Source organism: Qipengyuania atrilutea, assembly GCF_013370205.1.
GTDB classification, from domain to species: Bacteria; Pseudomonadota; Alphaproteobacteria; order Sphingomonadales; family Sphingomonadaceae; genus Actirhodobacter; species Actirhodobacter atriluteus.
Genome location: NZ_JABWGV010000001.1, coordinates 160063 through 180516, shown reverse-complemented (window position 1 = coordinate 180516; position 20454 = coordinate 160063). Strand labels below are relative to the sequence as shown.

Below are 20454 nucleotides of genomic sequence, written 5' to 3'. Positions count from 1 at the left end.
GCTTTGCGTACGGCCTCACTTGCGGAAGGTCGGAGCGGGTAGTTAGAACGCGGGGCCATGCTGAGAATGCCTCTCTTCCTGCCCATGCTACGTAGCGCCCTCGCTGTGGCGGTTGTGGCGGGTTTGCTGGCCGGGTGTGCGCGGCAGGAAGAGCGGGTTACGCAGCGACCGGGCAGCGCTGCGCAGGCATCCGTACAGTCGGCGGAGACGCGCATATGCCTCGCCGATCTTGCGCAGACCGGCTCGACCTTCCGGCTGCTACCCGACCGCGATTTCGGCGCCGGGTGCGAGCAGCGCGGCGTGGTCCAGCTCGACGGCGTGGCCGGAGACGCGGCACGTATCGCTTTGACGAACCTTGGGCCGGTGACCTGCCCGTTAGCCGACAAGGCCATCGGCTGGGCCCGCTTCGGCGTCGACCGGGCGGCGCGCCAGATCCTCGGAAACGGGCTCGCACAAATCGAGACCTTCGGCAGCTACTCCTGCCGGAACGTGGCCGGCTCTTCCCGCCGGTCCGCCCATTCGCGCGCCAATGCCATCGACGTGGCCGCCTTCGTGCTGACCGACGGGCGGCGGATCAGCGTGAAGGACGACTGGCACGAGGGTTCGTCAGAAGAGCGGCGCTTTCTGCGCATCGTGCACGACAGCGCCTGCAAGCGCTTCGGAACCGTGCTCGGCCCCGAATACAACGCTGCGCACCGCGACCATCTGCACCTCGAAATGAGCGGCAACGCCTTCTGCCGCTGAAGTTTCAAACCATTACCAGCGAGGGCAGAAGGTCCGCCTCCAGTCGCAAACGGACTGCTTCTGCCGAATGGGCCGCGCCAAGTTTGGCCAGCATTTTCGAGCGGTGAATCTCGACGGTTCTCGGGCTGATGCGAAGTTCGCGGGCAATCCCCTTGTTACTGCATCCCGCGGCAAGCCATTCCAGTACTTCACGTTCGCGCTCGGACAGGTCCATGAGCCTGCGCCGCGCGGTCAGAAGCTTCCGGCGCGCTTCGCCCAATCGCACGGCTTCGGCCTCCGCCTCGGCTACCACCGTGACGAGGCGCTCTGACGAGATCGGGTAGGCAAGATAGTCGACCGCCCCGCCCCGGATTGCGGACACGATGCGTGCCGGCTCCACTTCTTGCGCATACACGACCGCAGGTAGCCAGATGCCGTGTGCGCCCAGACCCGTCCCGAGCGCCGCGATACCGCCGTCGGATTGCGCGTCGTGCAGGAAGACGATCCCGGCCTGCGGAGGCCTTGCCAGCAGTTCGGTCAGCGAGGCGTAGACCTCCACATGGTAGCCTGCGTTCATTCCTGCACGCGCAAATGCGGCGCGCCGGCGGCTGCAGCCGTCGATGACGTGGAGTGCGGGGCGGGCTGTTTCGTTCTTCGTCTGTGCCATCCGCAGAGAAGTGCCGCTGACGCAGCGCGTTGTCACCGCGAGAAAGATCCATTCTGGATGTATCTTGACGCGTGAACCGAAAACCCGGGAGAACCCGCTCTTTCTAACGGTTAATTTCACGCTCCGCACATGCGCTATTTCTCACGAAGCTCAGCGCACGTCCTCGTTCGGCTGGTAGAAGCTGTAGTCGGGCAACGAATGGAACGCCGCTTTCAGCGCCTCGCCCCAACCGGTCGAGATCGCGTTGAAATAGGGATCGTCGTGCATGATCCGCCGCTCGAACGAAGGCTTGAATGCATCGCGCTTGATTACCATCAGATCGAGCGGAAGCCCGACCGAAAGGTTCGCCTTCAGGGTCGAATCGAACGATACCATCAACAGCTTCACCGCGTCCTCGAGGCTCATTTCGCGGTCGTACCCGCGAATGATGATCGGCCGCCCGTACTTCGTCTCTCCGATTTGGAAGAACGGCGTCTCCAGTCCTGCCTCGATGAAGTTGCCTTCAGGGTAGACCATAAAAAGGCGCGGCTCCATTCCCCTGATCTGTCCGGCGACGATGATCGAAGCGGTGAACTTGGAGCGCATGTTGTTCGCTTCCTGCCGCTCGCTGACGGTGGTGCGCAGCAGCTTGCCGATCTCGGTCGCGACCTGAAACATGGTCGGCGCGCTCTTCAGGGAATTATCGCGCTGGTCGGGTGTTTTCGTCCGCTCTTCCAGTTGGCTCACGACCGCCTGCGTGGTCGCCAGATTGCCTGCCGTCATCACCGTGATAATCCGCTCGCCCGGCACGCACCAGTGAAACATCTTGCGAAAGACGGAGATATTGTCGACGCCCGAATTGGTCCGCGTATCGCTCATCAGCACGAGGCCGCGCTCGATCATCATTCCCACGCAATATGTCATTATCGTCCTTTGGCGGCTACCGGCCGCTTCTCCCGTGTGGCTGTGCGCCTCTGCGCAGCGCCTTCAAGCAATAGTGCGGGCTTATTGTTCAATCTGCTGCTGTTCAACCGCCACGTCCACATGAAGATGCTGTGCGGAAGAGCCGAAACTGATGCCCGTGATCGGTGCCGCATCGCGGTAGTCGCGTCCGGTCGCCACGCGAACGTAACGTTCGTCGGGACTGATACCGTTCGAAATGTCGAACCCGACCCAGCCGAGTCCCTCGACGAAGGCTTCGGCCCAGGCGTGCGTCGCTTCCTGCTCGATCCGGTCGTTCATCATGAGGTAGCCGCTGACGTAGCGGGCAGGCACGCCCCTCATCCGCGCGGCTCCGATAAAGATATGCGCGTGATCTTGGCACACACCGGCGGCCGATCCCATGGCCTGCTCGGCGCTCGTATCGACCTTGGTCGAGCCGACCTTGTATTCGACCCGGTCGCGGATTTTCGAGGACAATGCGTGCAATTGCCCGACCGTATCGCTGCTGTCGCGCGCTGCTTCCTCTACCATCGCGCTGATCTTGTCGCCCGGCCTAGTGAGCCGCGTCTGACCGAGGAAGCTCCAAAGCGGCAGGTGGCCGGAATGGCGGCCGATCACACCGGCATTGTCCTGCGTGTCGACCATGCCGCGGCACTCGACGACGACTTCCTGTGCCCCTTCTTCCACCGCGACGAGAACGGTCGGGTTATGGTGCTGGTCCTCGTAGTGCAGTTCCTCGTGCGCGTGCGTGTAGTCCATCTTCCAGTCGAGGATTTCCTGCCCCTGCGTCGTCTTTGGCGTCAGGCGCAGGCGTTGCAGCGCATGAACGACCGGATCGTCGAACTGGTAGCGGGTCGTGTGGCGGATGGAGAGGCGCATGGGTCTAGCCTGACGGTTTGCTTAGGAAAGGAAACGGTAATCGCTGGCGATGGCTTGGCCGATCGCGGCATTGGTTCCAGCGAACTCGATGAGAAATTCGTGCAGCCCTTGGTCGAAGACATCCTCGATCGTGAGGTCCGAGAGGCGCGTGTCGGCCCGCCGCATCAAGGCATTGCTCTCGCCCTCGCTGCCGTGGAGGCGCGCCAGCGCAGACAATTCGTCGCGCAGCGCCGAATGGCAGAACGCGAGACTGCGCGGGAATCGGTCGTCCAGAACAAGGAATTCGACGATACCGCGCGCATCGACCTGACCTGCATGGAGCGATCGGTACGCACGGTCGCCCGAAACGGAACGTAATACCTGGTCCCACTGGCCCGTATCGAGGCTCGACCCGACGTAAGAGAGCGAGGGAAGCAGGAGGTAATACTTGATGTCGAGAATGCGAGCGATGCTGTCCGCCCGCTCGACGTAAGTGCCCGCGCGCGCGAAATGAAAGCCTTCGTCGCGCAGCATCGTGCCGAGCATGGCGCCATGCGCAAGCGTACCGGCACTTCGGATCAGCGTCACCGCTTCGTTGACGCTGCCTTGCCCGACCGGCTTCGCCATGATCGCGCTGATCTGCATCCAGTTGTCGTTGATCGCTTCCCACAGCTCGCTGCTGATGGCGTTACGGGCGAGGCGGGCGTTCGTCCGCGTCTGTTCGAACATGTTGATGATCGAGGCCGGGTTGTCGCGGTCGCGCAGAATGAAGTTCCACGCCTGCATCCCGGTGTAGGTTCCGTGCTTCTGCTCGAACGCTTCGCGCTGGCCGGCGGCCGCGATGACCGAACGCCACTCGTCTTCCGCGCTCACGATGTCGCGCGTCAATGCGATGCGCAGACCTGCATCGAGTAGCCGGGCCATGTTTACGGCCCGCTCGAGATAGCGGAACATCCAGAACAATCCGTTCGCCGTGCGGCCTAGCATGAAGCGCCTCCGAAAATGGTTTGCCGTATCCGCATCAGTCCTTCAGCACCCAGGTATCCTTGGTGCCACCCCCCTGGCTGGAGTTAACGACGAGCGAGCCCTTCTTGAGCGCCACGCGCGTCAGGCCGCCGGGCGTGATTTCGATATTGTCGGGCGAGACGAGCACGAAGGGACGGAGGTCTACATGCCGCGGCGCAAGCCCCTTCTTGGTGAAGATCGGGCAGGTCGACAGCGACAGGGTGGGCTGCGCGATGTAGCCGTCGGGCTTCGCTTCGAGCTTCTTGCGAAACTCCTCGATCTCCGCCCTGGTTGCCGCGGGGCCGATCAACATTCCGTAGCCGCCCGAACCGTGAACTTCTTTCACCACCAGTTCTTCGAGGTTGTCGAGCACGTATTTGCGGTCTTCCTCTTCGCTGCAGCGGAACGTCTGGACATTGGGGAGCAGCGGCTTCTCGCCGGTATAGAATTCGACGATTTCCGGCATGAAGGAATAGATCGCCTTGTCGTCGGCGACGCCGGTGCCCGGCGCGTTGGCGATCGTAATGCCGCCGGAGCGGTACACGTCCATGATGCCCGGCACGCCGAGGACGCTGTCGGGATTGAAGGTAAGCGGATCGAGATATTCGTCATCCACCCGCCGGTAGATCACGTCGACCGGCTTGTAGCCATGCGTGGTCCGCATCGCGACGCGGCCATCGACGACCCGCAAATCCGTTCCCTCGACCAGTTCTGCACCCATCTGGTCGGCGAGGAAGGCATGCTCGAAATAGGCGCTGTTGTAGATACCGGGCGTCAGAACGGCGACGGTCGGCCGGCCCTCGGTCATCTTCGGCGCGCAGGCCGCCAGGCTCTTCGCGAGACGGCGCGGGTAGTTCGACACCTCCTCGATGCCCACCTGCATGAACAGCTCCGGAAACATCTGCATCATGGTTTCGCGGTTTTCGAGCATGTAGGATACGCCCGACGGGGTGCGCGCATTGTCTTCCAGCACGAAGAACTCGTCCGGACCGGTGCGCACCAGATCGATGCCGACTATGTGCGTATAGACGCCGCCCGGCGGGGTGAAGCCGACCATGTGCGGCAGCCAGGCATCGTTATTGCGCAGGATGCTTTCGGGCAGACGTCCTGCACGAACGATTTCCTGCCGGTGATAGAGATCGTGCATGAAGGCGTTGAGCGCGCTCACCCGTTGCTCGATCCCGCGGCTGACCTTGCGCCATTCGTTCGCATCGATGATGCGCGGAACCATGTCGAAGGGGATGAGCCGCTCTTCCGCCTCGTCCTCACCGTAGACGTTGAAGGTAATTCCGGTGCGCCGGAAGCTATGTTCGGCGTCCTTGTGCTTGCGCTTCAGGAAGCGCGCGTCCTGCGCCTGATACCAGGTATTGTAGTCCTCGTACGCCTTGCGAACCGTGCCGTCCCCAGCTTGCATTTCATCGAAGTTCTCGCTGGATTCGTTCATGTGCCCCCGCATTGTGGATAGTTCGCCGCGTTCGGTGTGCAATTGCGCCGCAAGCGGACGCGGTCCCCTCAGATCAATAAAGGTTTATCGCGCGTCCAGTTCCCCGAGAACGGCTTCGATGGACTCCTTTGTCTGCACGAAGCCGATATGCGAGCAGCGTAGAGCAATGGCGCGGTCGCGCTCGTGCGGTTTGCCGCAGGCCGAGCGCGGCGAGATCACCCCGTCGCGCGGGCTCCAGATGGCGATGGTGGGGACAGGAGGTTTTTCGGCGATCGCGCTTTCGACCGGCGGATTGTCGATGCTGTAGCCGGCGACCGCCTGATAGATGCGCCATGCGTTGTTGGCGCGCATGTCGCCCGAGAACGGCGTTCCGAGCGTGATGACCTTCTCGACCGCCTCGGGATGCCGCTTCGCAAGTTCGCGGGCGAACAGACCGCCGAGGCTCCAGCCGACCAAAACGACGGAACAGCCGCGGTCCTCATGGATCGCGACGAGCCGCTTCTCGACGGCTTCGAGCTTTTCCGTCGTCGCGCCCCAGTTGAAGCCGAGACCCCAGCGCTTGACCTCGTGCCCCGCCTTCTCGAGCTGCTGCGCCATGTATTTCATCCGCACCGGATGGGTGGCGAAGCCGGGCAGCAGCATGACCATCTTCGGCTGCTGCGCCGGCGTGACCCTGATCGAGCGGAAGGGGCGCTTAATCGGTTCGAGTAGGTGCGAAAGCTCAGCCGCGAACAGGCGGCGCCGCGGTCCCTTCGCGTCGGTCACAGCCGGTTCGCGGGCCAGCGCCACGCGGCGCGTGAGTTCGGCGATCGCGCCCGAGCCTGTCTGCCCCTCGCCCGAACCCCCGGATTGTGCGCCATCGGTCATAACGGCCATTTAGGTACGGCCTATTGAACGGACCGTGAAGCGGCTTCTCAGCCTGCCGGACATTCTCCGATCCGCTCCTGATCGATGCGCATGGTCATGGATGCCGGACCGACGGCCGTCATCTCCTGGCTCATCTCCATCGTGAGTTTCAGCGTGGTCGGCGTGCCCTGCCCGCTCAACTCCATCTTCGCCTCGCCTTCCCCGTTGCGGCACGTCATCGACGCATCGATGACACCGCGCGCGTCGGCGTTGAATTTCTGCACCTTGCAGTCGGTGTTTTGCGAGCTTTTTGCGAGCTCCTCGAACCCCTTCTCGGCTTGCTCCGGCGTGAGGCAATACTGCGTCGCCGTATTTGACTGGTCGGCGAACATTCCCTTCATCGCCTCAACCTGCTCCGGCGGAAGTCCGGGGATGTCGACGTCGAGCAGCTGGACTTCGGCCCGGTACAGGCCCGGCTCCGGCTTCACCATGGCCGCATTCGCCCCTTCGAGCTGCTGCGCCGTAAGACCTTCTTCGCTTTCCATCGCGACCGAATTGTCGTCTCCCCCGCCGCAGGCGGCAAGCGCCAGCGCGGCAACGGCAGGGGTGATGAGGGAAAGGCGCATCGTGTTCTCCATAAAATGCGGGTAATTCGGCGCGGCAGCTAGCAGCGGGGCCAAATCCTGTCACCGCCGCAGCGCTAGCGCGTATCCATTGCGGGGCAGGCTGCAAACGCCCATATAGCCGCGCATGGCGGAACTCGTAATCAGGCGCGGGCTGGAAGAGCCCGATACTTCAGGCAATTTCGTACCGCACAAGCCCGACCGACCCGAAAAGAGCATGGGCGGCAAGCGCTTCGAGCTTGTGTCCGAATACATGCCGGCAGGCGATCAGCCGCGCGCGATCAAGGAACTCGTGGCTTCCGCCCTGGAAGGCGAACAGACGCAGACGCTGCTCGGCGTAACCGGTAGCGGCAAGACCTTCACAATGGCGAAGGTGATCGAGGAACTGCAGCGCCCCGCCCTGATCCTCGCGCCGAACAAGATCCTCGCCGCGCAGCTATACGGCGAGTTCAAAAGCTTCTTCCCCAACAACGCGGTTGAGTATTTCGTCAGCTACTACGACTACTACCAGCCCGAAGCCTACGTGCCGCGCTCCGACACTTATATCGAGAAAGAATCGAGCGTAAACGAGGCGATCGACCGGATGCGCCATTCGGCCACGCGCGCACTGCTCGAACGCGACGACGTCATCATCGTGGCCTCGGTTTCCTGCCTATACGGCATCGGATCGGTCGAGACCTACTCGGCGATGATCTTCGACATCAAGAAGGGTGAGACGGTCGATCAGCGCGAGCTCATTCGCAAGCTCGTCGCTTTGCAGTACAAGCGCAACGATGCCGCCTTCGCGCGCGGCAATTTCCGAGTGCGCGGCGACAACCTCGAACTCTTCCCGAGCCACCTCGAAGACACCGCCTGGCGAATAAGCTTCTTCGGCGACGACATTGAGGAAATCAGCGAATTCGATCCGCTGACGGGCAAGAAGGGTTCGGTGCTCGACCGGGTACGCGTTTATGCGAATTCGCACTACGTTACGCCCGGTCCGACGATGAAACAGGCGACGCAGGCCATCAAGTTCGAGCTGGAAGAGCGGCTCAAGGAGTTGCACGCGGAGGGCCAGCTCCTCGAAGCCCAGCGGCTGGAGCAGCGCACCAATTTCGACCTCGAGATGATCGCGGCGACCGGTAGTTGCGCGGGGATCGAGAATTACTCGCGCTTCCTGACCGGACGGCTTCCGGGCGAACCGCCGCCCACGCTGTTCGAATACCTGCCCGAAAATGCGCTGCTGTTCGTCGACGAGAGCCACCAGACGATTCCGCAGATCGGCGCAATGTCGAAGGGCGACCACCGCCGCAAGATCACGCTTGCCGAATACGGCTTCCGCCTGCCGTCCTGTATCGACAACCGCCCGCTGCGCTTCAACGAATGGGACGCGATGAGGCCGCAGACCTTCGCGGTTTCGGCGACGCCCGGCGGGTGGGAGCTCGAACAGACCGGCGGTGTCTTTGCCGAGCAGGTCATCCGGCCCACCGGCCTCATCGATCCGCCGGTCGAAATCCGCCCGGTCGAGGATCAGGTGCAGGACTGCATCAACGAGTGCAAGGAGACGGCCAAGAAGGGCTACCGCACGCTCGTCACTACGCTGACGAAGCGCATGGCTGAGGACCTTACCGAATTCATGCACGAGGCGGGCGTGAAGGTGCGCTACATGCACTCCGACGTGGAAACGCTCGAGCGCATCGAGCTTATCCGCGACCTGCGGCTCGGTGTCTACGACGTGTTGGTTGGTATCAACCTGCTGCGCGAAGGGCTCGACATTCCCGAGTGCGGACTGGTCTGCATTCTCGATGCGGACAAGGAAGGCTTCCTGCGCAGCGAAACCTCGCTCATCCAGACGATCGGGCGCGCGGCACGTAACGTAGACGGCAAGGTCATTCTTTATGCCGACCGGATCACCGGCAGCATGGAACGCGCCATGGCCGAAACCGAGCGGCGGCGCGAAAAGCAGCGCCAGTTCAACGAAGAACACGGCATCACGCCGCAAACCATCAAGCGTCAGATCGCCGATATCGTGGCGCATTCGGCGGCGGGCGACGGGGTCACGGTCGATACCGGGGATGACGAGCGCAACAACCTCGTCGGGCACAATCTGCGCAGCTATATCGAGGACCTCGAGAAGCGGATGCGCAACGCCGCCGCCAACCTCGAATTCGAGGAAGCCGGGCGGCTCCGCGACGAAATCCGGCGGCTCGAAAACGACGAGCTCGGCCTGCCCGAAGGCGAGAAGAAAGCGCCGATTGTCGGGCGCAGCAACGAAGGCAAGCCGGGCACGCGCAAGACCCGCTACGGCAAGACGCAAAGGAAATGGAAACGGTGACGCCTCTGCGAATGCTGCTGCCTTTGGCGGTCCCGATTTTCCTTGTCGCTTCCTGCAATCCCCCCGCGACCGACAGCTATGCGGAGCGCGGCGAGGTCGCCGCCAAAGCGTCCAAACTGATCGAGCCGATCGAATCGCCTAACGTGGAAGATGCGATCTGGGCCAAGGCCAAACAGGGCGAGCGGATCGTCTTCGGCAAGCCAGGCGAGCCGCCGCTGTTCGCCCTCGCCTGCAAGCGCACCGATGTCGGCTCGGCAATCGAGCTTACCCGCTTCACGCCGACCGACGAGGGCGCGAGGGCGCTGATCGCTATTATCGGCAACGGCCATATCGGACGCTACAAGGTCGATGCGACACCCGCGCGGCAAGGCTTCTACTGGCAGGGACAGGTTCCCGCCAACGACTACAACCTCGAAGCCTTCCGCGGTCCGCGCACGACCGAGGCAACCGTGCCCGGCGGCGGATCGCTCATGCTCAACGCCAACCCGATGGTCGGCGAACTCATCGACGAATGCCAGCGGGACGAGGTGGAAGAAACCGAACCCGTCAGCGGGTCGGATAAGCCTGTCGAGCCAACCGTGGCAGCAAGTCAGGCGACAGAAGCTGCGGCAGGCGCTCGGGTTCGCTAGCGCCAGCGGGATACCACAAATAGAGCGGCACCCCCGCGGTTCCCTGCTCGCTCAGAAAGCGGGTTATCTCCGGATCGCGGCGAGTCCAGTCGCCGCGAATGGTCGTGACGCCCGCTTCCTCGAAGGCTTCGCGCGTGGCTTCGCGCTCGATCGCCGCAGCTTCGTTCACTTTGCACGAAACGCACCAGTCGGCGGTGAAATAAACGAACACCGGCGCGTTCGCAGCACGCGCTTCGGCGAGCGCGCTTTCGCTGAATGGCTGCGCGGCGAGAATGCCGGGGTCGTTTTCGCTATCGGCACGCGCCGCCAGCGCAGCGGGCAAAGCAAATGCGGCGAAGACCGCAAAGGGCGCGGCAATCAGACCGAAGGCGGGCCAGGCGAGCTTGCCTGCGCGTTGCAAACGTCCCGTAACCGCGAGCGCCAGCAGCACGCCAGCCACCAGCAGTAAGGCGAGCAGCGCGAAGGGCTTTCCGGCGACACGCACGGTCAGCCAAACGAGCGCGAGAGCGGTCAGGCCCATTGGGATCGCCATCGCGTGGCGAAATCGCTCCATCCACGGGCCCGGACGCGGCAGTCGCTTACGCAGCGCCGGCACGAAGCCGAGCAGCAGGAACGGTAGCGCCAGTCCAAGACCCAACGCCGCGAACAACGCAAGCGCAGACAGCGGCGGCAGGATCAGCGCCGCGCCAAGCGCCGCCGCCATGAACGGCCCGGTGCAGGGGGTCGCGACGAAGGCAGCGAGCAGGCCGGTGACGAATGCGCCGAGCGGCTCCCCGCCCCGCCGGATCGGCAAGGTCGGAAGCTCGAACACGCCCGCGAAATTGGCGGTGAGCACTGCGGCGAGAACCAGCAGGGCAGCGACGACGCCCGGCTCCTGCAACTGGAAGGCCCAGCCGATCTGCTCCCCGCCCGCTCGCAGGATCAGCAGCAGCGCGCCGAGCGCGGTGCACGCCAGAACAGCGCCCGCAGTGTAGGCAAGCCCCTCTTGGCGCGCCGCGCCTTCGCTGACACTTGCCTTGACGAGCGACATCGCTTTGAGGCTCAGGATCGGAAACACGCAGGGCATGACGTTGAGGATGAGGCCGCCCGCCAGCGCGCCGAGGATCAGCAGCAGCAGGGGCGCGTCCGTTCCGCTTGAGCGCAAAGGTTCGAGGCCGGTCGGGACTTCGCCTCGTTCCGCGGTGAACCGAACGCCTTCGCCACCACCAAAGGAGAGAATGCCGCCGAGAGCACCCGGTCTCGCCGGATCATTCTGCAGCGTCAGTTCCGCGACAAGAACGTCCCCCTCGCGAGCGAACGTCTGCGTAACGCCGTAGTCGACCACACCGTCCTCGGCGAGAAACACGTGCGGATCGTTCAGCGCCAGTCCTTCGGGCAGCGGAATGGCGATGCGCAGCTTCCCGCCACGCATCTCTAACCGGGCGGTGCTGTCCAGCAGCGGCGCGATGGCCGCGCTCCACCCGGCGAACTGCTCTGGTGCGGCCACACGGTCGAACTGCAACGTCGGCGAAGCGGTTTCCGGCACGCAAATCCGGTCGGTGCAGGCGAGGTAGTCGGCCTTGACCGACACGGTTGCTGAAGAGGGGTCAAGCGATGTCGAGGATACCTTTAGTGGCACCAGGACCGCGTAATCGCCCTCGTAAACATGATTGATGAGCCCCGATATCTCCAGCACCTTCGGAACCGGATATTGCGGCTCGCCCGCTTCCCATCCGGGCGGCAATTCCCAGTCGAGCATCATGCCCACACCCGCGTCACCGGGATTCGACCAATAGCCGTGCCATTCGTCCGATACCGGCTGGAAATGCAGCGCGACCATCACCGTTTCGCCCGGCTTCGGCATCTCCTCGGCCACCAGTTCGAGACGGATGTTGTTCGGCCGCTCGCCCTGCGCGTTCGCGGCGTGAAATTGGAACAGGGCTGCGAACACGAACAGTACGAACAAAGCCCACCGCCTCGCACTCGCCGCTAATGTCCTTGCCTCGATCATGGCGCGCGCTTTAGAGCGGGCCGGGTGAACTCACAATGATGCAAGACAGCCGCAATCCTTGCGGCGATGGAGCGAACGGGCGCATGGACGACAAACGCGATCTGCTAATCCTGGGCGGCGGGCTCGTCGGCATGACGCTGGCGCTGGCGGCCGCGCGCAAGGGCTTTACCAGCCACGTCGTCGACCGCGCCGATCCCGAAGCGCTTACGGCCGAGGGCTTCGACGGGCGCGCATCCGCAATTTCCACCGCAAGCTGGAACCTCTTCACGAACATCGGCCTTGCCGATGGGCTGGAACAATACGGCCAGCCGATCAGCAGCATCGCCGTCACCGACCAGATGAAGCCGGGGCGCATCGACTTCACGCCGCAGCCGCATGAGGGTTCGCTCGGCCGGATGTTCGCGAACCGCACGCTGCGCCTCGCACTGTTCGAAGCGGCAGAGAAGGAAGAGGCGATCGCCTGGCACGCAAAGTCGGAGATCGTCAGCCGGTCGCGCGGCGAGCATGGCGTGGCTGCCGAACTGTCGGATGGAACCCGGCTCGAGGCAAGCCTGATGATCGGCGCGGAAGGGCGCGGCTCGCCCACACGCGAGGATGCGGGCATCGCGGTCGCCAAATGGCAATATGAGCACCGCGCAATCATCGCCGGTCTGACGCATTCCAAACCGCACGGCGGCGTGGCGTGGGAAATCTTCTATCCCGCCGGCCCCTTCGCCCTGCTGCCGATGCAGGACAATGAGGACGGCACGCACCGCAGCGCGCTAGTCTGGACGGTTTCGGAAGAGGACGCGGCAGGCGTGCTGAAGCTGAGCGACCGCGCGTTCCTTGCCGAGGCGGAAAAGCGCATGGGGCGGGTCCTCGGCGATCTGACCGCAGCCGGACCGCGCTCGTCCTTTCCGCTCGGCTTTCACCACACCGCGACCATCACCGACCGCCGCCTGGCGCTGGTCGGCGACGCAGCGCACGGCATCCATCCGATCGCCGGACAAGGCCTCAACCTTGGTCTCCGCGATGTCGGAGCGCTGGTCGAAGTTCTCGCGGAAGGAGCGCGGCTCGGCCTCGATCCGGGCGATGCACAGCTCCTGGACCGCTACGAGAAATGGCGCGGGCTCGACAGCTTCATGGTCGCGCTCGCCACCGACGGCCTGACCCGCCTGTTCGGGCTGCCCGGTCCGGCAGCTTCGGCGATCCGCCGCTTCGGCATGGGCGGGGTTCAGCGCCTGCCGCTGCTCAAGAACTGGTTCATGGACGAAGCGCGAGGCGTTACCGGCGACATGCCCGAACTGCTCGAAGCGTAGCGCGCGCTATTCGGCTTCGTTGCCGGCCGGGCTCGGCTGCTGCACGCGGTTGCCGCGCCCGTCGCGCAGGCCGCGCGTATCGAGCACCGCGGTCGCTTCGAGCAGATCGAGTGCCTGATAGGCCGCGGCGTAACGCTGGGCATCGTTGATCCAGCCGGATGCGCGCTCCGCACCGGGAAGTTTGCGCACTTCCTCGATCGCCGGTTCGACCCGTCCGCTTTCCAGGAACAGCCGCGCGCGGCGCAGACGGCGCTGCGGCATCAGGCTCGGCGTCTGGTCGCGGCGGATGACGAACAGCGAGGACAATTCGCGCTTGATCCGCTCGAACGAAGGCTCGTCGCTGCTCCGTTCTAGCTCGGGCGCGAGCCCTTCCAGCCGGGCAAGCAGTTCGTCGAGCGTTACGGGATCCTGCGAAAACTGGATCAGCGTGTTGACCGCATTTGGCTGCCGGTCGGCGAAGCGTACGCGCAGTTGGTCGGCGAGATAGTTGAGCTGCTCGCCGCGCTGCAAGGCCCGGCGCGAGGCGAAGGCGATCAGCAGACCCTCGGCGCGGGCGGCGTTGCCGGAGGCGGCTTCCATCTGCAAATCGAGCCGCGCGAGCCGCTGCTCGGCTGCCGCCAGCCGCTGGTCGATGCCGCCCTGCTGCTGCTCGAGCCCTTCGATCTGCTCGCCCTGCACGGCCTGCCGGCGCTCTGCCGCGGCCGCAGTCCGGGTGGCTGACGGCGAAGGCGACGGCAGCGCCGCGCCGTTTGCGACCGAAGCGACCGGTTCCGGCTCGACCTCGCTGTCATCGCCCATGCCGACATTGGCGAAGGTGATGTTGTCGCGGTTCTGATCGTATTGGTAGAACAGGAACCCGGCGAGCGCGATGCCCAGCGCGAAAGACCCGCCCAGCGCGAGCAACAGCGGCTTTTTGGACCGCCGCGCGGCCGGTTCGTCGTGATATGCGTCCATCGAATTCCCGTCCGGCGACCCACCGGATGTAACAATTACGTAATCAAGCTGCCGTCTGGCACATTCCCTGCGCCAAGGCCAGCAGCGCGGTATCATCGGGGGTGGAAGCTGAATTTACGCTTGCCCAGCCCGGCCCGGCGGCAGCAGCGACGCGCGGACCGATGACGAAAAGCGCGATGCGCGAGAGGTCCAGCTCGGCGCGCTCGCATTCGCTGCGGAAATGGAGCGCCGCTTCGGCGGAATGCAGCGCCGCGACCGCTCCGTCTTTCAGCATACCGGTGAGCGCGCTCGGGAACGGCTTGTCGTCGATCCGGTAGACGATGCGCGTATCCATCCGCGTGCGTGCTGGCGGAGTGAGCGGCACGTGCTTCTCGCCAGCCAACCGTAGCAGACGCAGCGGCGGCTCGCTACCCAGCCGGTCGAGCACGTTCTGCAAGCCTCCGCTACCGACATGCGCAATATCGAACCCGGCTTCGCGCGCGGCGGCAGCTGTGGCCTGCCCGACTGCATAAACCGGCAGCCGTTTCAGGTCCGCAAGCGCGCTGCCGCCGTGCCGCACCGCATTCGCGCTTCCGATCAGCAGCGCATCGTAGCGCGCCGGATCGGCCGGCTCCCATGGAAGTGCTTGCGCTTCGAACAGCGGAAATGCCCGCGCATCGATACCCGCATCTCGCGCTGCCGCGAGCGTTCTCGATGCGCTTGGTTCGCCGCGAATGATGACGAGCGGCAGGCTCATTCGTCCGCGCTGTCGTGATGATGGCCGAAATGGACTGCAATGGTGGCGGGTGCGCGCTCCAGCAGATCGGCGGCGAGCGTATCGACTGCGGTCATCTCGTCTACGCCATACAAGCATTCGCCGTCCACCCGCAGCGATCCGTCGGGACTGAACAGGCTCGCTTTCATCAGCCAGCCTCCGTCTGCCTGCGGCAGGCTGACGGCAGCGATGGGCGAATGACACGTGCCGCCGAGGCCGCGCAGCAATGCGCGCTCCGCCGTCAGTTCGGCGTGGCTCGGCGCGTGGTCGATAGCGGCGAGAAGCGCACGCGTTTCCCTATCATCGGCGCGGCATTCGAGGCCGATCGCGCCCTGAGCCGGAGCGGGCAGCCATTCCTCTATGTCGAGCGCGGTTCCCACGCCCTCTTCGCCCAGCCGCGACAGGCCTGCAGCGGCTAGGAAGGTCGCGTCGACCTCTCCGCTCGCGAGCTTCGCCATCCGGGTCGCGACATTGCCGCGCAGGCTCACCACCTTGCAGCCGGGACGGTGATGGAGAAGCTGCGCCGCCCGGCGCGGTGCGCTGGTGCCGATCGTCGCGCCTGGAGGGATCTCTGCCAGCGAGGCGGCGCCCAGCAGCCGGTCGGCCTTGTCGGCGCGCGGCAGGATCGCCGCAATGGCGAGGGAAGCGGGGCGGATGGTCTCGACGTCCTTCATCGAATGGACCGCCGCGTCGATCTTCCCTTCCGCCAGCCAGATGTCGAGTTCGCGGGTCCAAAGCGCCTTGCCGCCGATTTCCGCAAGCGGGCGGTCCTGTATCCGGTCGCCGCTGGCGATGACGGGGACGAGTTCGACCGCCTCCTCGCTCAACCCGTGCGCGGCGCACAGGCGGCTGCGCGCTTCCTCGGCCTGCACCATCGCAAGGGGAGACCGGCGCGTGCCGAGACGAAGGCGGATATCGGGGGAGTTGTCAGCGGTCATGGCGGATGCTTGCCCTAGCGGCGCATCTGGTTCAGGGGAAGGCGCATGGGGATCGTCCTTGGCATAGAATCCAGCTGCGATGAAACCGCGGCGGCGCTGGTCACGACTGACAGGACCATTCTCGCGCAGCACATCGCTTCGCAGGACGAAGCGCACGCGCCCTACGGCGGTGTCGTTCCCGAGATTGCCGCCCGCGCCCATGCGGAGCGGCTCGCCCCCATGATCGAGGCGGTCCTCGCGGATGCCGGGATGTCGCTGGACGAGTGCGATGCCATTGCCGCGACTGCCGGACCGGGCCTCATCGGGGGCGTGATGGTCGGACTGGTGAGCGCAAAGGCACTGGCCATGGCGAGCGGAAAGCCGCTGATGGCGCTCAACCATCTCGAAGGGCATGCGCTCTCGCCGCGCCTTGCTGATGCGAGCGTGGAGTTTCCCTACCTTCTGCTGCTCGTATCAGGAGGGCATTGCCAGATCCTGTCGGTCGAGGGGGTCGGGAAATACCGGCGCCTCGCGACAACGATCGACGATGCGCTGGGCGAGGCGTTCGACAAGACCGCCAAGATTCTCGGCCTCGGTTTTCCCGGCGGTCCGGCGGTCGAGCGACTGGCGCGCGAAGGCGATGCCGCCGCCGTTCCCCTGCCCCGCCCGCTCAAGGGCAGCGCGGAACCGCATTTCTCCTTCGCTGGTCTCAAGAGCGCGGTGCTGCGCGCGAAGGAAAGCGGCGAGCACCGGGACGCGGATATTGCCGCAAGCTTCCAGCAGGCGGCGATCGACTGCATCCTCGACCGGCTGGCGAAAGCCATCGGAAGCGCGCCCCCGGCCGATACGCTGGTCGTCGCGGGAGGCGTGGCTTCCAATGCCGCGATCCGGGGCGCGCTCGAAACCTTTGCAACGAACCGCGGGATGCGCTTCACCGCCCCGCCCCCGGCACTTTGCACCGACAATGCCGCGATGATCGCCTGGGCGGGATGCGAGCGCCTGGCGCTGGGCCACAGCGACCCGCTCGACATTGCCGCCCGGCCCCGCTGGCCGCTCGACCCCGACGCCGAGAGTGTCCGTGGTGCGGGCGTGAAGGCATGAGCGACGGCGGTCCGATTGGCGTACTCGGCGCCGGCGCGTGGGGAACCGCGCTCGCGAACATGCTGGCGAGCGACGGCCGTGACGTGCGCCTATGGGCGCGCTCGGCAGATCTTGCCGAGACCATCAACAGGGAGCGCCGGAACGAGCATTACCTGCCCGACGCCGAACTCCACGAAACCATCACCGCCACCGGCGACATCGCCGCGATGTCCGAATGCTGCGCGCTGCTGGTCGTCACCCCGGCGCAACACATGGGCAGTGTGCTTACCCAAATGCCGTCCTTCCCGCGCGATCTCGTGCTGTGCAGCAAGGGGATCGAGGCGGCAACGGGGCGGATGATGAACGAGGTCGCGCGCGCCGCCGCTCCGGACAGCGCCATCGCCGTCCTGTCCGGTCCGACCTTCGCACATGAAGTCGCCGCGGGGCTGCCGACCGCGATCACGCTCGCCTGCAGCGGCGGCGAGGAACAGTGGGACCGCCTTGCCCCGGCCATCGCGCGCTCCACCTTCCGGCCCTATTACTCGGACGACGTCATCGGCGCCGAGGTCGCGGGCGCGGTCAAGAACGTGCTCGCCATCGCCTGCGGCGTGGTGAACGGCCTCGCGCTCGGCCAAAACGCGCGCGCCTCCCTGATCGCGCGCGGCTATGCCGAGATGCTGCGCTTCGGCGAAGCGGTCGGTGCATCGCGCGAGACGCTGGCGGGGCTCTGCGGCATGGGCGATCTCGTCCTCACCTGCACCAGCACCGCGAGCCGCAATTTCGCGCTCGGCAAGGCTCTCGGCGAAGGCCAGTCCCTGGGTGAAGTCATGCACGGCCGCCGCACCGTGGCGGAAGGCGCGCATACCGCGCCGATCCTTGCGCAACTCGCGCAGGAGAAAGGCATCTCCATGCCCATCGTGCGTGCCGTCGTCGCCCTGCTCGGCGGAAAGGAACCGCGCGATATCGTGGCGCAGCTGCTTGCCCGACCACTGACGAGCGAAGCCGCGTTATGAGCATTCCGCCGACCGGCGCAGCCGCCGCCGGAAGCGAACCGGATGGCGACATCGCGGCGCTTGCGCGCGGGGGGCGCACCAATTTCTTCGGCTTCCTGCTGCGCCTTGCCGCCCGTATCCCCTTTCTGTTCATCGCCGGACGGCTTTACGGTGCCGAAGAGCTCGGCCGCTTCGCCTCCGCATTGGTGGTGGTCGAACTCATCGCGCTGATCTGCTCGCTGGGGGAGAAGCGCGGCCTCGCGCAGCGGCTGAGCGAGGACGACAAGCATCCCGCCAACCTCGTGTTCGACGGAATGCTGCTCGCGCTGCTGTTCTCGTCGCTCGCGGCGGTATTCCTGTGGTTCGTGCCTGCCCCGATGTTCCCGAGCGGCGAATATTCCGATCTCGACAAGCTGCTCGTCCTCGCGATCCCGGCCTATGCGCTGACCGAGATCGTGCTCGCCGCGCAGGCCTATAAATACGACATCGCGACGACCGTCCGCGCGCGCGCCGTGGTCGAGCCGTGGACGATCTCGCTGATGGCGGGCGCACTCTACTTCGTCATTCCCGGCGCCGGGCTGTCGCTCGCCTATATCGCCTCGATCTTCGCCGGCCTGGCGACGGCGCTGTGGCCGTTCTTCAAGAGCTACGGCCGGCCGACCGCCTGGCGCCCGCAACCGGGCAAGCTGGCGCGGCAGACGTGGCGCGCGCTGCCGCTCGCAACCGCGGACGCGGTCGAATGGGGTACACGGCGGATCGACATCCTGATCCTCGGCTTTTTCGCCGCGCCGAGCGCGGTCGGTATCTATTACGTCGCGCAGCAGGTCGCGAGCCTGCCGCAGAAGCTGAAGACGAGTTTCGAGCCGATCCTCGGTCCGGTCATTACCAAGAACCTCAAGATCAGGAATTACGAGGCGATCGCGAAACAGGTGTGCCAGGTCGGCTTCTGGATCGTGGCGGCGCAGGCTGGCATCGCGCTGGCGCTCGGTATTCCGGGCGAGGCGGTAATGGGACTCGTCGGACCGGCGTTCGTCGGCGGCACGGGCGCGCTTGCCTTCCTGCTTGCCGCCGAGGTCGTCGCCGCGACCGCCGTCGTATCCGAAGCCGCACTCGTCTATGTCGCGCGCGTTCGGAATCTGTGGATTTCGCTCGCCACGATCGCGTTTCAGGCGGCGCTGACCTACGCGGCGATGCTGCTGGTCGAGCATTACGGCTATCCCGAACCGTTCAAGGCGGCAGGAGCGGCGATTGCGCTGATGATCGCGCTCGGCACTGCGTCGCTGGTGAAAGCGAAGCTGCTTTCCCGCATCCTCGGCCACCGGGTCAACAACTGGCGCTGGGCGCTCGTATACGCTGCCGCCCCCGCCGTGGCGGTCGGCTTCGCGGTTACCTACCTGCCCGAATGGGCGGAGCTTGCCTTCGGCGTTCCCGCAATCCTGCTCGCCTATGGCCTCGTCATCTGGCGCAAGGGGTTCGGGCCGGAAGACCGCGTGCTTTTCAAAAGCCACGCGAGCGACGTGGACAAGTCGGTCACCCTCGACCGGCCGCCGAAGTAACCGCTGCCGATCTCCGGGGACTTCGAACCGCAAACCCGCAAAGGGAGCCTTTGCCTCTTTCGCCTTCGCCGCGGTTTGCCTAGAGAACGCTCGTAATGCGTTTCTCGCCCGTTCTTTTCCTCATCGCAGGAGCCGTGCTCGTCGCCTGTGCCGCTTACGTGACGGCGCAAATGTACGGTCCCGCTTTCGTGGCCGAGCTCGAGGCCGAAGCGGAAAGCGTGGCTGCGAATGCGGACGCGCGGGGGGTAACGATCGACTTCGCCGACCGCTTCGGCAGCCCGGCCCGCCACGTGCTTCTGTCGGGCGGCGAGGACCTGTCCGAAACGAAACGGGCGAAAGTCGCGCGCGGCATTGCGGCACTGCCCGGCGTCGGCGGTGTCCACTGGGCCGACGGCACCATGTTCGCCGCCAGCAGCGAAGAAGTCGTCAGCCCGCATCACTGCCAGGACGACGTTCAGGCGCTGCTTCGCGCGCGGAGCATCCGCTTCGAGGAATCGAGTGCAAGGATCGACCGCAACTCGCTGATACTGCTCGACGAAGTTGCCGATGCCCTCGCCCCGTGCCTCGGCGCGATCGTCGCCATCAGCGGGCATACCGACAGCAGCGGACCCGAACAGGGGAACCTCGACCTGTCGCGCGAGCGGGCGATGGCCGTGCGCGACGCGCTGATCGACCGCGGTATTCCGCGTGACGGTCTGCGCTATGCCGGGTACGGCTCGCAGGAGCCGGTCGAAGGGCTCGACCCGACCGATCCCGCCAACCGCCGCATCGAGTTCTCGGTCATTTCCACCCAGCCGGTCGTCCCCACGCCCGTCGATACGCCGGGACCGCGCTAGGACATGCCCATCTGGTTCGAACTGATCGTTCTCGCGCTGGCCGCCTA

General features: G+C 65.2%; 19 protein-coding genes. 8 read left to right on the top strand and 11 right to left on the bottom strand.

What is annotated here, in order from left to right:
• The first annotated feature begins 57 nt into the window (after positions 1-57).
• Positions 58-744 (top strand): extensin-like domain-containing protein, encoded by a 687-nt coding sequence (locus tag HUV48_RS00890; RefSeq protein ID WP_225871470.1) that lies wholly within the window; start codon positions 58-60, stop codon positions 742-744.
• Between the two features lie 4 nt (positions 745-748).
• Here HUV48_RS00890 and HUV48_RS00885 read toward each other — a convergent pair whose 3' ends face one another.
• The 7 genes from HUV48_RS00885 to HUV48_RS00855 form a co-directional block, all read right to left on the bottom strand.
• Positions 749-1390: a response regulator transcription factor gene (locus HUV48_RS00885; RefSeq protein ID WP_176265896.1), complete on the bottom strand. Its 642-nt coding sequence runs from the start codon at positions 1388-1390 to the stop codon at positions 749-751.
• 150 nt (positions 1391-1540) lie between these two features.
• Positions 1541-2293, bottom strand: coding sequence for a proteasome-type protease (locus HUV48_RS00880; protein WP_176265895.1), 753 nt, complete (start codon positions 2291-2293; stop codon positions 1541-1543).
• 81 nt (positions 2294-2374) lie between these two features.
• Positions 2375-3190: a transglutaminase family protein gene (locus HUV48_RS00875; protein WP_176265894.1), complete on the bottom strand. Its 816-nt coding sequence runs from the start codon at positions 3188-3190 to the stop codon at positions 2375-2377.
• A 21-nt stretch (positions 3191-3211) separates the two neighbouring features.
• A complete protein-coding gene (locus HUV48_RS00870) occupies positions 3212-4156 on the bottom strand; it encodes an alpha-E domain-containing protein (RefSeq protein ID WP_176265893.1) in 945 nt (314 codons plus the stop codon).
• A 34-nt stretch (positions 4157-4190) separates the two neighbouring features.
• On the bottom strand, positions 4191-5618 hold the full coding sequence (locus tag HUV48_RS00865; RefSeq protein ID WP_176265892.1) for a circularly permuted type 2 ATP-grasp protein: 1428 nt from the start codon (positions 5616-5618) through the stop codon (positions 4191-4193).
• Positions 5619-5702: 84 nt separating this feature from the next.
• A complete protein-coding gene (locus tag HUV48_RS00860; protein ID WP_318656022.1) occupies positions 5703-6494 on the bottom strand; it encodes an alpha/beta fold hydrolase in 792 nt (263 codons plus the stop codon).
• 38 nt (positions 6495-6532) lie between these two features.
• Entirely contained in the window at positions 6533-7090 is a 558-nt protein-coding gene (locus HUV48_RS00855) for a DUF3617 domain-containing protein (RefSeq protein WP_176265891.1), read from the bottom strand.
• Positions 7091-7214: 124 nt separating this feature from the next.
• Here HUV48_RS00855 and uvrB point away from each other — a divergent pair, with 124 nt between their 5' ends.
• Both uvrB and HUV48_RS00845 read left to right on the top strand, forming a co-directional pair.
• Entirely contained in the window at positions 7215-9401 is a 2187-nt protein-coding gene (gene uvrB, locus HUV48_RS00850; RefSeq protein WP_176265890.1) for an excinuclease ABC subunit UvrB, read from the top strand.
• Positions 9398-10030, top strand: a complete 633-nt coding sequence (locus HUV48_RS00845; protein WP_176265889.1) for a hypothetical protein — start codon at positions 9398-9400, stop codon at positions 10028-10030. The genes uvrB and HUV48_RS00845 overlap by 4 nt, the downstream gene beginning before the upstream one ends.
• Here the strand turns inward: HUV48_RS00845 and HUV48_RS00840 are convergent.
• The gene (locus HUV48_RS00840) at positions 9948-12020 is read right to left on the bottom strand and encodes a protein-disulfide reductase DsbD family protein (RefSeq protein WP_176265888.1); all 2073 of its coding nucleotides are present in this window, start codon (positions 12018-12020) and stop codon (positions 9948-9950) included. The two genes, HUV48_RS00845 and HUV48_RS00840, sit on opposite strands and share 83 nt — an antisense overlap.
• 83 nt (positions 12021-12103) lie before the next feature.
• Between HUV48_RS00840 and HUV48_RS00835 the strand changes: the two genes are divergently transcribed.
• Positions 12104-13318: an FAD-dependent monooxygenase gene (locus tag HUV48_RS00835; protein WP_176265887.1), complete on the top strand. Its 1215-nt coding sequence runs from the start codon at positions 12104-12106 to the stop codon at positions 13316-13318.
• A 6-nt stretch (positions 13319-13324) separates the two neighbouring features.
• Here the strand turns inward: HUV48_RS00835 and HUV48_RS00830 are convergent, their stop codons facing one another.
• Genes HUV48_RS00830 through hemC form a run of 3 tightly spaced genes read right to left on the bottom strand, consistent with a single transcriptional unit; the run spans position 13325 to position 15964 of the window.
• Positions 13325-14272, bottom strand: a complete 948-nt coding sequence (locus HUV48_RS00830) for a hypothetical protein (protein WP_176265886.1) — start codon at positions 14270-14272, stop codon at positions 13325-13327.
• 43 nt (positions 14273-14315) lie between these two features.
• A complete protein-coding gene (locus tag HUV48_RS00825) occupies positions 14316-15008 on the bottom strand; it encodes a uroporphyrinogen-III synthase (protein ID WP_176265885.1) in 693 nt (230 codons plus the stop codon).
• Complete coding sequence (gene hemC / locus HUV48_RS00820) at positions 15005-15964, bottom strand: hydroxymethylbilane synthase (protein WP_176265884.1); 960 nt, start codon at positions 15962-15964, stop codon at positions 15005-15007. The genes HUV48_RS00825 and hemC overlap by 4 nt, the downstream gene beginning before the upstream one ends.
• 45 nt (positions 15965-16009) lie before the next feature.
• Here hemC and tsaD point away from each other — a divergent pair, with 45 nt between their 5' ends.
• The 4 genes from tsaD (at position 16010) to HUV48_RS00800 (ending at position 20407) form a co-directional block, all read left to right on the top strand.
• Complete coding sequence (gene tsaD / locus HUV48_RS00815) at positions 16010-17044, top strand: tRNA (adenosine(37)-N6)-threonylcarbamoyltransferase complex transferase subunit TsaD (RefSeq protein ID WP_176265883.1); 1035 nt, start codon at positions 16010-16012, stop codon at positions 17042-17044.
• Positions 17041-18036: an NAD(P)H-dependent glycerol-3-phosphate dehydrogenase gene (locus HUV48_RS00810; RefSeq protein WP_176265882.1), complete on the top strand. Its 996-nt coding sequence runs from the start codon at positions 17041-17043 to the stop codon at positions 18034-18036. The genes tsaD and HUV48_RS00810 overlap by 4 nt, the downstream gene beginning before the upstream one ends.
• The gene (locus tag HUV48_RS00805) at positions 18033-19571 is read left to right on the top strand and encodes a lipopolysaccharide biosynthesis protein (RefSeq protein ID WP_176265881.1); all 1539 of its coding nucleotides are present in this window, start codon (positions 18033-18035) and stop codon (positions 19569-19571) included. Before HUV48_RS00810 ends, HUV48_RS00805 begins: the two co-directional genes overlap by 4 nt.
• 95 nt (positions 19572-19666) lie before the next feature.
• On the top strand, positions 19667-20407 hold the full coding sequence (locus HUV48_RS00800) for an OmpA family protein (protein WP_176265880.1): 741 nt from the start codon (positions 19667-19669) through the stop codon (positions 20405-20407).
• The last annotated feature ends 47 nt before the right edge of the window (positions 20408-20454 follow it).

Coding starts and splice junctions, on each gene's coding strand:
- HUV48_RS00890 (WP_225871470.1), top strand. CDS start 58: ATGCTGAGAATGCCTCTCTTCCTGCCCATGCTACGTAGCGCCCTCGCT.
- HUV48_RS00885 (WP_176265896.1), bottom strand. CDS start 1,390: ATGGCACAGACGAAGAACGAAACAGCCCGCCCCGCACTCCACGTCATC.
- HUV48_RS00880 (WP_176265895.1), bottom strand. CDS start 2,293: ATGACATATTGCGTGGGAATGATGATCGAGCGCGGCCTCGTGCTGATG.
- HUV48_RS00875 (WP_176265894.1), bottom strand. CDS start 3,190: ATGCGCCTCTCCATCCGCCACACGACCCGCTACCAGTTCGACGATCCG.
- HUV48_RS00870 (WP_176265893.1), bottom strand. CDS start 4,156: ATGCTAGGCCGCACGGCGAACGGATTGTTCTGGATGTTCCGCTATCTC.
- HUV48_RS00865 (WP_176265892.1), bottom strand. CDS start 5,618: ATGAACGAATCCAGCGAGAACTTCGATGAAATGCAAGCTGGGGACGGC.
- HUV48_RS00860 (WP_318656022.1), bottom strand. CDS start 6,494: ATGGCCGTTATGACCGATGGCGCACAATCCGGGGGTTCGGGCGAGGGG.
- HUV48_RS00855 (WP_176265891.1), bottom strand. CDS start 7,090: ATGCGCCTTTCCCTCATCACCCCTGCCGTTGCCGCGCTGGCGCTTGCC.
- uvrB (WP_176265890.1), top strand. CDS start 7,215: ATGGCGGAACTCGTAATCAGGCGCGGGCTGGAAGAGCCCGATACTTCA.
- HUV48_RS00840 (WP_176265888.1), bottom strand. CDS start 12,020: ATGATCGAGGCAAGGACATTAGCGGCGAGTGCGAGGCGGTGGGCTTTG.
- HUV48_RS00835 (WP_176265887.1), top strand. CDS start 12,104: ATGGACGACAAACGCGATCTGCTAATCCTGGGCGGCGGGCTCGTCGGC.
- HUV48_RS00830 (WP_176265886.1), bottom strand. CDS start 14,272: ATGGACGCATATCACGACGAACCGGCCGCGCGGCGGTCCAAAAAGCCG.
- HUV48_RS00825 (WP_176265885.1), bottom strand. CDS start 15,008: ATGAGCCTGCCGCTCGTCATCATTCGCGGCGAACCAAGCGCATCGAGA.
- hemC (WP_176265884.1), bottom strand. CDS start 15,964: ATGACCGCTGACAACTCCCCCGATATCCGCCTTCGTCTCGGCACGCGC.
- tsaD (WP_176265883.1), top strand. CDS start 16,010: ATGGGGATCGTCCTTGGCATAGAATCCAGCTGCGATGAAACCGCGGCG.
- HUV48_RS00810 (WP_176265882.1), top strand. CDS start 17,041: ATGAGCGACGGCGGTCCGATTGGCGTACTCGGCGCCGGCGCGTGGGGA.
- HUV48_RS00805 (WP_176265881.1), top strand. CDS start 18,033: ATGAGCATTCCGCCGACCGGCGCAGCCGCCGCCGGAAGCGAACCGGAT.
- HUV48_RS00800 (WP_176265880.1), top strand. CDS start 19,667: ATGCGTTTCTCGCCCGTTCTTTTCCTCATCGCAGGAGCCGTGCTCGTC.